Here is an 11,581-nt window from a genome sequence, read left to right as displayed (position 1 = left end):
ATACCTATCTAGGTTTATTTGGTATGCTCATTTTTAAAGATGCCAAATATTTCAAGAGTTTTTTTGGTTATATAAACGAGAGTTCATCTTGTTTCCACTCTTAAGTTGATGGGCATGGGGTCACCATATCCAAAAAAGAAAATTGAACGTTTAGACACAAAATTGAAATGTTTTGCTTATCTTCCTTTACGTTAAGGGATTAGTTTGTATATTTGAGGAGATGTGCGAGACAGGTGTATATTTAGGATAATCTAATATTTTCCATTCGAATATGATAGAATAGAAGTATATCCAAAATGGAGGAATGGCAAATGAACTCAAACACAAAACAGTTTATTTATGATATCCAGCAAAGAAAGAACAATTATATAGAAAATGTATTAATAGCAATACAACATCCTAAAAAAGAGCAATCTGAACTAGTCATTCAAAATATAGTAGAGAAGATGGATATGATGATTAGTCTAGTTACTACGTACATGAGGATTGAATCAGGATCTACGGAAGAATTAAAAGAACTTCAGAAAGAAATTATCCATGCTCAAGCATATATCCAAAAAAGAAAATTTGAAGAAACACAGAGATAAAACCCTGTGTTTTTATTTGGACGTCTATGAAACCAATTTGTTATAAATCAAATTAGATGTAATTTAATCATTGTTTTGGCATAATCCATACAATTTGTTGAATTCGTACAATATACGGTACCGTATCTTCAATTAGCAAATGATCTGGTTTCACATCCTTTAATTTTCCTCTTACATTACCTCTTACAGTTTCAATAACCACATGTTTACCAATTACTGATTGTAATGTCTGATATACATAGGGATTCGGTACACTTACCATATTTTGTTCACTCAAGTCATTTCCCTCCAAATAACTCAATCTATAAAACTCCTTTCTAACCTACATTCTTTCTCTTAATATATGATATAAATCTTTTAAATATGCTAGAAGGATAATTCATTATAGAAACAAAAATAACATTTTAATAAGGTACATTTAGGTTGTTCTTTTCAAGATATGTGTCATTTTAAATACGCCCTTTGTTAGCATACTGCTCATACTTTTTTTGAGATTTTTTCGTAATACGTGCGTTAAGTAAAATTGCCAACAATAAAAACACTCCATATTTTCCTCCTGTAGCTCCTATGATAATCACACTACTACAAACAAGTACAATTAATAGGATAAACGAAACGAAATAAATACGATCATAATTCTTTGACATCTTCTCGTATTTTATGCGTTCTTTCCTTGCATCCATCTAAATTCCTCCTTTAAATTATCCGTTTCACTATAAGATAAATCCCGCTCTTAAAAAGAAAACAATCTATCGTTTCAAATACTTAGTTTGTTTTTGATCAACTAATGTATATAAAATAAAAAGAAATCCTACCAATATTAAGCTTTCCACTATGATAATCCCGACCCTCTCCTTCCTTTGAACCCCATCACATCAGATGGAATATATGTATATCCTGTTATTAGCCGTAGCAAACAAAAAGGATCCTCCCTTCTTTTAAAGGCTGATCCTTTTCTACGTGTATTCAACTATTTTTAGCTATTCTTGATTAATTAGAATAACAGCTGGTCCATCTACACGAATGCCACCAACTTCGATTTTTTCATAAGACTCAACTGTAATAGAAATGACCCCTTCCCGCTTCTTTAATTCATTACTTAATTCTTTTGTTAACATTTTTTTCATGTGTGCACTCCTTCTTACTGCTTCATTTACTATTATTATGTAAATAAGATTAAAAATGGTTTCCTGGTCTGGAAACCATTTTTTGTAGTTGACCATATGGTGTTACCAGTTCGTTTATCAATTTTACGTAAAGAAGATAAACAATTACTATTCACTGTCTCAGTAGATGTAAGGAACTCTTAAAGAGATAGCGGTAAGATTGATTGTTTTTTCTTCTAGAAATAATGACTTAGATAATATATTACCTAAAACAATGAAAGCCCTACCTCTCTTTCATCCTTACGGATCCTTGTCCGTGCCAGTGTGAATCAGGATTGCAAAAATCAAGTGACTATTTAATCGAGTTATTTGATGAAACTTTGAACGTTCGTAAAAGAAATTTAAAAATAAAAATGGATAAGATTGAAGTAATAACAAAAGAGGTTCCTACTCTAAAAGTGAGTTGAAGAAGTTGAATGTCTTTGAAATGATTTACTTTTAATAATCATCATATTCCCGAAAAATTCAGGATATTTTCGGGGGATTTAATACATTATCTATAATGAATCTTAACAGAAACTTTTTATTTGATTTTCAGTGATCCCTTTAATTAATCCTAGTTCACTAATCAAAAATTCATGTGCGTTATCCAACATTTTTTTTTCGCTTGTATTCAGTGCCTTTTCTTTCTTCATACGCATTAAATCACGTACAACTTCAGCACCTTCTTGTATTTCACCCGTTTTTATTTTGTCCGTGTTCACTTTATACCTTTGTTTCCACGGCAATGATTCATCTGATTCTCCATGCTGAAAAATGTGTATAATGTGTTTTAATGCAAGTATATCAGTAACTGGGCGTATACTCGAACTTAGTATTTTGCCCATAGGAATCAGGACTTGCATATTACTGATTGACATTTTTATAACATAATACTGTTGTTTTTTTCCTGAGAATTCTTTTTCTTCTATGGCTTCAATTATACCTGCTCCGTGCATTGGATAAACAATGTTATCGCCAATTTGAAACATATAATCCACCTCCATATATGGTAACCTTCTTAACCATAACATATATGTGTTTTTTTATCAAATATTTAATAATATCATAAAAATATTTTTAGTGTCAATAAATTTTTTCTTTAAAAATCAAATTAAGTAAAACAGCTAAAAAATAATAGGGAGCGTGCCAGTTTTCCCTTGAAGGGAAGGGGAATTTCCTCGCGTATATTCTGAAACCTCTACTCATTAACGTAGATCAATTTTCCCTTGAAAACGACCAAATCGATCCCGTATTTTTTTCAATCTTGTGTGGTACTCCAAAATCTCAATTCTTGCTTTTTCAGCTAGAGGTGCAATTGGTCGTAAGTCTTTTAACCCCCAATAATCAACCACTACATCAAGTACTTGATCAAAATATTGTAGTGGCCCATAGTTAGCTTCTTTTGCAATTACAGCCATTCTATTTTCAAAATCAGGCATGACGGCACCTGGCATTTTAAAATTCTTAATCACATTGGCAATATGATAGCAATAATTAGGTTCCAATTCTAAATGTGTTCGAATCACGTCTCGATAAAACGCATAATGAAGAGTTTCATCTTTTGCAAGACGGCGTAATAATGTAGCAAGATCTGGATCATGCTTACTTGCAACCTTAGCAACATTATTGTAAAACACCATCGTTGCAAGTTCTTGTAGCGTCGTATACGTCATTGCTTCGATTGGTGTGTGAAAATCGGGCTCAAATCCACCCTCAACGACTGACTTTCTTAATTCATGTAATCGTTTGGGATTCACACTTCGAGTGAGTAGTAAATATGTCTCCAATAAATTCGAATGTTGATCCTCTTCTGAAGTCCAAGTATGAATAAAGTCTGTAATAACAGAAAGGGACCCTTTAAAAGTCGCAGATAAATACGTTGTAAACCATGGTAAATTCACTTCTGTTAATAAAGCTGTTTCAATGGCCGTAATTACACCAGAAGGAAGAGTAACTTGACTTTCATCCCAAGGAACTCTTTTAAAGTCCATTCCCTTATCCCATGGTAAAAACTCATGATAACCCCAGTCTATCTTCTGCGCTCTTATTTTATGTTGTTCATACAGTTCTTTTAAACGTGGTTCTAATCGGAAATCTAAATCATTTGTTAGCATATATAAGTACCCCCTTTTCTTATCATAGATATTCATTTTATTTTTATCCTTAAAAATTTTCTGCAAATAAATATTACTTTCCTTTTTTTAAGTCAAACATAATAAATTTTTAACAAACCTCTTTAAGAACGCCTTATTTCTATATGATTTTTTTCATATCAAAAGTGAAACCGTTACATATATTGTTCTTTTTTACAAAAAGGGTTCTGAGGCATACGATATATTGCTTAGCCTAAATAAAAAAACTATCCTCAGCAAATAGAGGATAACATTCATGGATGAAGATACTCGTCATATTGTAAATCTTGGTGATTATAAAAAGGTGCATACCCATAAAGAATCATTTTATAATAAAGATTGATAAACAATTAATCTTTCATGCGTTTTTGCTACTTTCTAATTTTCTTATTGGTAGCAAAAACTTAAAAGGTTAATGGTATTTTATACACACTAACAACTTATTTAGATGTAAGATCCAAAATGTTAGATTAAGCGCTTGAAAAATATATACAGTTGATGAGATAGCCTTAAACGACAATTCCCAACAAGATCACTGTACATTGGCTATGATAGGTTAGACCGTATTTTGGAAAACAGTATACAGCACAAAGGGAAGAGGCGATAAACATGCAGTCAACGGAATCTCATATGAAGGAAAAACAACGTAGAGAAAAAATAGAAATAATATTTAGTCACAGGGTAAAAGGAGAAAGTTATTTTCACGGTTCCTCCTATCAATGGAAAAACATTGTATACCAAAATTATAATAGGATACAACAAAAAGAGTTGAAAATTGAACAACTTATTTTCAAAATGGAAAAAGRAGGGGTTCGTTTTGCGCAGCACCGTTCACTAATACAATATCCCGTCATTGATTTTGTAAAATATATAGCTAAGGTTTACAAGGAAACCCTCGAAATACAATAGCAAAGATTATATGTTCAAAATAAATAATCATATTCAAAGGAAACCTTTATAAAATGTTTATTTTCGAAACCTTGTTAACAAAAAGCTCAAAAACTCATTTCAATATTCTTTTTATTCACAATGATCTTTATTTTTGTTATAATAACAACCATAACGTATTCTAATCGTTTGTATATCTTCAGATTTTGTAGATTTTATTACACAAAAAGACAACTCCTAATTAGAGTTGTCTTTTATTTTTTCTCGATATATATAATACTGTTCTGATGCAAAAACTCCAAGATTCTTACAAGCAGAGAAAAAGTAGGATTTCTCATAGAAAAGATGCTACTTTGTTTCCTCATATTCCTTCATTATTTTATAAAACGTATTTTTCTTTAGCTCTAACATTTCCATAAACATAATAGCTGTTATTTCTCCACTTTTCCATTTTGAATGAGTTTCTTCTATTATATTTATTTGTTGTTTGCTTAAGGTCGAAAGGTTCACCTGAGGACGGCCTAAATGTTTTCCTTGAGATTTAGCTACAGCAATCCCTTCCGCTTGTCGCTGATGAATTTTTTTACGCTCTTGATCCGCAACATAGGATAGCAAAGATAAAAATTGATCTTCCATTAATCGTCCCATATCACCCATCTCACGAAACTTTCGACTATCAAACAGTGTTTCATTTTCTAAAACTACGATATCAGCTTGTAATTCTCTTGTTATATACTTCCATTCTGAAATTACCTCATCATAATTGCGGCCCATACGATCTAAGGCATCTATGTAAACAATATCACCTGTACTCAATATTTTTCGTAATAATTGATATTGAGGACGATCAAAATGTCGTCCACTTGCTTTATCGACAAAAATGCGTCGAGCTTCCACTCCTCGTTCCATCATCTTATGTAACTGACGTTGTTCATTTTGATCTTTTGTACTTACACGTATATATCCATAAATATTTGCCACGTTTTGTATTCTCCTTGCATTTGTTACCACAATTATACCATTTTTGTTTATAAAGGTATTCATTAAAAATAAACGTTTATAAAATAATTCGAATCACCTTTGTAAACTTGATATTTCAACGTTTCATAGATATGGCCCCTCAGTTTATAAAGGTATACCTTTATAAACGCTCGTTCGCTTTTTAGGACGATTTATAAAACTCACTAATTATGACTTTGCGCATAAATAATATAAGAATTAAATTACTGAATATTTATAATATTTAGCGTAAAAAATATCAATTTACTATAATATGTAATTTATGTAAAATTATAATTAAGCTAAACTCTTCTTTAAATTCTTGCCCCTAACAAGGATTTAAAGACCATGCTATTTTTAGCTACAAATGCGTAAAAAGAAAAAAGCCAAATCTATACAGAATTTGGCTTTTTTCTTTGGAGATCATGTAAATAACAACTTGAACCCACTACTCTTTTTCAAATGTAATTGTATTTTATCATATTTTAAACGTTTTGTTGTTATATTTCTAACTTATCAGAAAATTACAGGTGAATATTTAGAACAATCTTTAGCCTATGATATTGCCCCGTAACTACTTGTATATAATAGAAGGTAAAACTAAGTTCATGACTTTTTATAATTTGTAAAAATAATCATTAAATTCTTATAGCTAATGTGTACCAAAAAGTGTGTTTTGTTTCCGGTATAAACCTAAAATTATTTTCATACCTTTTGGTACTGCACAAACAAATTAGTAGTAAATTTCTCAATATGGGTATTGTCACTATTTTTATCTATAATATTCAAAATTGACAGTTAATGTAATATGATAAAAAAGTGATGGTTATCACCCTTTTTCTTTCTCCTTATGACATAGATAAGACCAAATCTGGTCTTATCTTTTTTATTTATGGGGTACTTGTTGTCATTGGCTTGATGGAGGTGTGGGCTATCCCAATACATGCCTTAATAAGAAAATGTGATATTTCTTTGACTTTACTCAGATATGTAATATTACATATAAAAATATATTGATGTGAATATAAGTGCTTACTATAATAAGAGCATAAAGATAAATCATGTCTTAGCAACAACAAAAGAGGAGGAAATAATATGGCAATCGCAATGGCAGTTTTAAAATTTTTAGGTGGATTAATTCCAGCCGTACAAGAGCTTTTAAAAGCATTTATGTAAGTTCATTATTCCACAATTGCAATTATATGTAAAAAAACATTATATAAATGATCTGTATATCAAGAATGAATTGATGTGCAGATCATTTGTGTGAGCAATGCTTAAAAATAAAAAAGAATCCCAAAAGAAATAAGGGATTCTTTTTTTATTTTTAGTTTTGTTCTTAAATATTAATCTATTTTTCAAAACATGTTCTTTTTGTTTGTTCATTTATTAAAGTTATTAACATTAATTTAATCGTATTTTATTTTAAGGCAACAGTTTAAGAGATTGCTTATAATTATCCTCAAGTTTTTACATAAAAAATCAATGAAAGACTTTTGTAACATTTATGAAAGATAATTGAAAGGTATTTAAAATAAGATATACATATCGAAGGTGATTTTATTTTAATTCGAGGTAAAAAGTATAAGCAATTATAGTATAATTTCATTTTTTGTATCTTACATAGAAAAAACATAGTGTTTTAATGAGAGTATAAGATTCTTACATTCTATGAGAAGTAAAAGAAATAGTATTTTGCAAATAATTTAAATAATAAGAGGTGTGCAATATGGACAGACAGAAAATTAAGAAAATCACAAAAGTTATACCTGCAGCATTTGTATTGAGTACAGCCTTATTCGTAGCACCAGGATTTTCTTCTGCGGCTACTGATACTCCTACGAACGTAGGAAACCTTCCAGTAGTAATAAGTTCTCAAGAGGCAAAAGCACCGATGACAGCAGAACAAGTTCAGCGAAATGGTATGGAGCTTCCTTACATTCCTACAGGTCCTTATGAAGAGTTTCCTAATGAATGGCATGTGTCTACAAACGATGGAGCTTTAATTGATTATGTATATGTAGATGTAGTTGCTAATGAGAATGGAACTAGTATCGATAATGTAATTAAATATGAAGGCTATAAGATTTTAAAAGCTGATGGTACTTGGCTTGAAGATGGAGAATCATATAGTAAAACAGCAAAAAAAGGAGAGGTATTATATTCAATAGCAATTCCTAAAACTAATCCAGCTTTATCTGATACTAAATTAAAGAAAAAACTGAGCTGGAAATTAATTGATTCAAATATAATAGATAAAAATTCAGGTTATCATTGGAGCAAAGCGGTTACAAGTGGTATTTCGCATAATGTAACTGTAGGATTATCATATACAATTGGGATGGAAGTAGGTCTTGAGGGGATTGCAAAAGTAAATCAATCATTAACTGCAAGTTTTGGTTATGGTATTACATTAAATTCAGAAGAGACAGTTACGAAAACATTTGATTTTAATCCAAAACCGGATTATGCATATGATCAATATAGAACTGCATTATATCAACAAGTAGCTAACTATTCAGTTGCTCCAGGTGCAGGATTACAAAAATGGATGTCTGATTGGGAAAATAGTGATCCTATAAATCAAGTGTTTAAATTGCTTGGTAAACCAGCACCAGTTAAATATAAAGTAAAAGAAGCAGTTAATTATCCAGTAGATGTTTTAGTTGCTCTTACTTCGAAATAATAAAAAAGCTAGCAAAATGCTAGCTTTTTTTGTTGTCGTCAATAAGTGTTTTTATATCATTAAATATAAAATGTATCTAATATATGGGGTACCGCCAGCATTTCAGAAAAAAACAACACTAAAAGTATGCAAGATTTTATGCAAAAAATCGGGAGACATCGGGAACTATGGGGAAGCCCAAAGGCGCGCCATAATAGGAATGGATAAAAAGATGCATAGCTCCATAGAAAGAGAAAAAAGCGAATCCCTTATGAGAGTAGGAATCCGCCTTTTTCTTGCTACCGATAATGATGCGTTATGTTAACCTCACATGTATAGAGTATACAAAGGAAAAAAGGTAATCATTTAATTATCTAGAAAGTAAAATAGAAAATCAAATTAAGCAAGGGAGTGTTCTTATTGGATAAACTTCATTCTTATCCAAAACATATTGTTTCTGTTTTTGCCTATTTAACTAACAATAATGGTGAAGTTTTATTAATCAAAACACATTGGCGTTCAGACACCTGGGAACTTCCAGGAGGACAAGTTGAGGAAGGCGAATCCTTAAGTGAAGCTGTAAGAAGAGAATTTCTTGAAGAGACAGGCATTAACATACGCCCAATTGGAATTACTGGTGTTTATTATAATATGACAAAAAGTCTCTTATCAGTAGGTTTCTATGCGGAATACGTTAGTGGAGAACTACATATTCAACCTGAAGAAATTAAAGAAGGTTGTTTTATAAAATTAGACGAAATCAATATTGATCAGTATATAACACGACCTCATATGAAATCTCGCACACTTGATGCCATGAGACAAAAAGGCTTTGTTCCATACGAAGCATGGGAAGTGAATCCTTATAATCTATTGACAAGACTTGAAAGTAAAGAAAAGTAATTACTTTTAATAACGATAATTATATGAACACAAAAGTCCCCCAGTTAAACAATCTGGAGGACTTTTAATAGTCTTCTAAATACATTGAATCTCGATAATAGGACGTTATGTTAACCGAGCATGTATAGATATAAAAGGGGTTTTAGAAACTGTATTATTAAAAGTAATTACTTGTTGATTGGAGTGTTTTATATGTCATTAAAAGAATTAGGTACCTTTGAAATGACAAGCAATACAATTTTTGTAAGTGATCCTTGTTATCCAATAAAGACTTCAGTTGCTGATAGTGGATATACAAAAGATGAAGATTTATCTTTAATCCTAACTCCTGCAAAACAGGGTAATTGGAAAGCTACTGTATATTACTCTGAAGACGAAGTTGTTACAAAACTTGTTGCTACTCATATTGAAGTAAATAAAGATCCTGATTGGATAAAAATAGATAAAGGTATTGAGGTTGATTCTGGACAAGCAGGAATTTTTGATTCAGTTATTTATGGAAAAGATGAAATTATTACGTATGAAGTGAAAAACATTTTTGATATAGATATGGATGAAGAAGGACTTAAATTTTATGTAGCTTGTTGTGATCTAACTGGCGAGGATGATCAAGCTGGAGTAATAGTAGGTGGAGCCGTATCAGTTTCAGGTTTAGGAGACGGTTGGTATCAAGTTTACATTCAACGAGATGCAAATGATCAAATTGTTGGTGTCCTGATAGATTTTTATGACAAAGAATAACTTCCTGTAACGATCATTATGTAAATGAGCTGTCCATATGGGCAGCTTATTATATTTTTTGCTTAGCGTGGGGTTTTTCCATGTACATTTTGCTCTTTTTTATTGTTTTGGGGGTGACCTGTTTTCTTAGGTTGATGGCAATGTGGTGCTACCCCTTTTACAAATTGAATAACAAGTGCCCCAACCGTTGATTCAATAATTCCCGAACCGAAACCGGTGAAAAATGTCAATGTGATTACTAAAAACCATGGGGGCAATAAACCTAAAATTATATAAGATAAACTAATTACTAAAAGTGCAAAAAATAATGTCGATTTTCTTCCTAGTAATTTAGATATTTTAGGCATTACTATAACGCCAATTAAAAAACCAATGAATTGGATGAATAGCAATGTCCCCCCATCTGAATAAGCTCGATTATATTTACATTTTAAAAAGTCTAGGGTTTTATCGTCCCTTTTTCTATAGCTAGGAATTCAAATTCAGCGGTAAATCCCTGTCCTTGTGGACTACAAGCATATACACCACATTGGAAAACTTTATCTTCTGCATCTTCCATTAATCTTGTAATACGTAATTGATTCCAAGTTTGTTCTTTTAATTCTTTTAAAGTGAACTCTTTATCATGTTTAACTTCTAGAAATTCAACGATATAGTCTTTGGACTCTCTACGAATGCGAAAATATAGATCCCATGGTCCTTTTTTGTAGTTTTGAGTAGACCAATCTGAGTAACCGTGATTAGTTACCACAGCTCCAAGTTTACACATCCCATTTGGTTCATACTCTATAGACGTCTTTAACCAACAGTCTTTAGAAAATCGAACCATTAACCCAGCCTGATCATATTGATGCACAGGATATGACCGTACTCTAGTGGTGATAATTACATCCTCATTCATCTCTGAATACAGGAAATGCCCATTATCAACAGCAAATCCATAGTGTGTTTTTTGCCAGTAGTCAGTCATTTTTTCAGGCTGAATAATAAGCCCAGTATCTTTTTTTTGGATATCCCATTTTTCTGGTTGACAATACCAATTTAGGCTCGGATGAAGAGTTTCATTTTGAAACTTTTCATACAATAATAATGAGCACATAAAATACATCTCCTTTTTATTATAATTATTTCTTTATATGTAAATAATAGTATTTAAATGACAAATTATGCAAGCGTTTTCTTGGGGGGAATATAATTTTTAAATAAAAATACATTTTTTGTTCAAGAATGATTACTTTGCTATTTGTTTGAATAGCTATATTTGTTATGCAATCGTTTCCCTTAGAATATTGTATTTTTGAAATAGAATATCTTTCAAATTTACTACTTTTATCATAATAGCTAAGAAGACTCCCTCCTCAGAGAAAGATGAATTTAGATATAGAAAAGACTATATCGAATGTGACCAGTGAAGGTATAAATGACAAATTATATATATTTTATTAAATTAATAACAAGATTTATTAAGCTGAATTGCTCTAGAGCTTTGCTATTTGGTTTTGGTGCGAAAATGTTAGT

General features: G+C 31.0%; 13 protein-coding genes. 5 read left to right on the top strand and 8 right to left on the bottom strand.

Translation table 11 applies throughout. From position 1 onward, the window contains the following. Positions 1-311 precede the first annotated feature (311 nt). Entirely contained in the window at positions 312-587 is a 276-nt protein-coding gene (locus AC1DIT_RS12880) for a hypothetical protein (protein ID WP_016131685.1), read from the top strand. 67 nt (positions 588-654) lie between these two features. On the opposite strand, the gene AC1DIT_RS12875 is transcribed toward AC1DIT_RS12880, so the two are convergent. The 5 genes from AC1DIT_RS12875 to AC1DIT_RS12855 all read right to left on the bottom strand — a co-directional run bounded on the left by AC1DIT_RS12875 (position 655) and on the right by AC1DIT_RS12855 (position 3,849). Next, positions 655-888 (bottom strand): YuzF family protein, encoded by a 234-nt coding sequence (locus AC1DIT_RS12875; RefSeq protein ID WP_000120820.1) that lies wholly within the window; start codon positions 886-888, stop codon positions 655-657. Between the two features lie 148 nt (positions 889-1,036). After that, the gene (locus AC1DIT_RS12870; protein WP_016132996.1) at positions 1,037-1,270 is read right to left on the bottom strand and encodes a hypothetical protein; all 234 of its coding nucleotides are present in this window, start codon (positions 1,268-1,270) and stop codon (positions 1,037-1,039) included. Between the two features lie 297 nt (positions 1,271-1,567). Beyond that, entirely contained in the window at positions 1,568-1,714 is a 147-nt protein-coding gene (locus tag AC1DIT_RS12865) for a BC1881 family protein (RefSeq protein ID WP_000738551.1), read from the bottom strand. A gap of 548 nt (positions 1,715-2,262) precedes the next feature. After that, the gene (locus AC1DIT_RS12860; protein ID WP_016132997.1) at positions 2,263-2,724 is read right to left on the bottom strand and encodes a CarD family transcriptional regulator; all 462 of its coding nucleotides are present in this window, start codon (positions 2,722-2,724) and stop codon (positions 2,263-2,265) included. Positions 2,725-2,940: 216 nt separating this feature from the next. After that, positions 2,941-3,849 (bottom strand): acyl-ACP desaturase, encoded by a 909-nt coding sequence (locus tag AC1DIT_RS12855; RefSeq protein ID WP_016131688.1) that lies wholly within the window; start codon positions 3,847-3,849, stop codon positions 2,941-2,943. 627 nt (positions 3,850-4,476) lie between these two features. On the opposite strand from AC1DIT_RS12855, the gene AC1DIT_RS12850 reads away from it, so the two are divergent. Continuing rightward, positions 4,477-4,776 (top strand): hypothetical protein, encoded by a 300-nt coding sequence (locus tag AC1DIT_RS12850; RefSeq protein ID WP_476998223.1) that lies wholly within the window; start codon positions 4,477-4,479, stop codon positions 4,774-4,776. A 327-nt stretch (positions 4,777-5,103) separates the two neighbouring features. Here the strand turns inward: AC1DIT_RS12850 and AC1DIT_RS12845 are convergent, their stop codons facing one another. Next, complete coding sequence (locus AC1DIT_RS12845) at positions 5,104-5,736, bottom strand: recombinase family protein (RefSeq protein ID WP_016131690.1); 633 nt, start codon at positions 5,734-5,736, stop codon at positions 5,104-5,106. Positions 5,737-7,483: 1,747 nt separating this feature from the next. Here AC1DIT_RS12845 and AC1DIT_RS12840 point away from each other — a divergent pair. The 3 genes from AC1DIT_RS12840 (at position 7,484) to AC1DIT_RS12830 (ending at position 10,063) form a co-directional block, all read left to right on the top strand. Next, positions 7,484-8,440, top strand: a complete 957-nt coding sequence (locus tag AC1DIT_RS12840; protein WP_016132998.1) for a hypothetical protein — start codon at positions 7,484-7,486, stop codon at positions 8,438-8,440. A 399-nt stretch (positions 8,441-8,839) separates the two neighbouring features. Beyond that, positions 8,840-9,322: an NUDIX hydrolase gene (locus AC1DIT_RS12835; RefSeq protein ID WP_016116882.1), complete on the top strand. Its 483-nt coding sequence runs from the start codon at positions 8,840-8,842 to the stop codon at positions 9,320-9,322. 192 nt (positions 9,323-9,514) lie between these two features. Continuing rightward, the gene (locus tag AC1DIT_RS12830) at positions 9,515-10,063 is read left to right on the top strand and encodes a DUF4241 domain-containing protein (protein WP_016116881.1); all 549 of its coding nucleotides are present in this window, start codon (positions 9,515-9,517) and stop codon (positions 10,061-10,063) included. Between the two features lie 62 nt (positions 10,064-10,125). Here the strand turns inward: AC1DIT_RS12830 and AC1DIT_RS12825 are convergent, their stop codons facing one another. Continuing rightward, positions 10,126-10,539, bottom strand: coding sequence for an MFS transporter (locus AC1DIT_RS12825; RefSeq protein WP_154214598.1), 414 nt, complete (start codon positions 10,537-10,539; stop codon positions 10,126-10,128). Beyond that, on the bottom strand, positions 10,503-11,162 hold the full coding sequence (locus AC1DIT_RS12820; RefSeq protein WP_016133145.1) for a DUF1349 domain-containing protein: 660 nt from the start codon (positions 11,160-11,162) through the stop codon (positions 10,503-10,505). Before AC1DIT_RS12820 ends, AC1DIT_RS12825 begins: the two co-directional genes overlap by 37 nt. Positions 11,163-11,581 lie beyond the last annotated feature (419 nt).

Source organism: Bacillus sp. 05T22, assembly GCF_056396765.1.
This window is presented reverse-complemented; position numbering and strand designations above follow the sequence as displayed.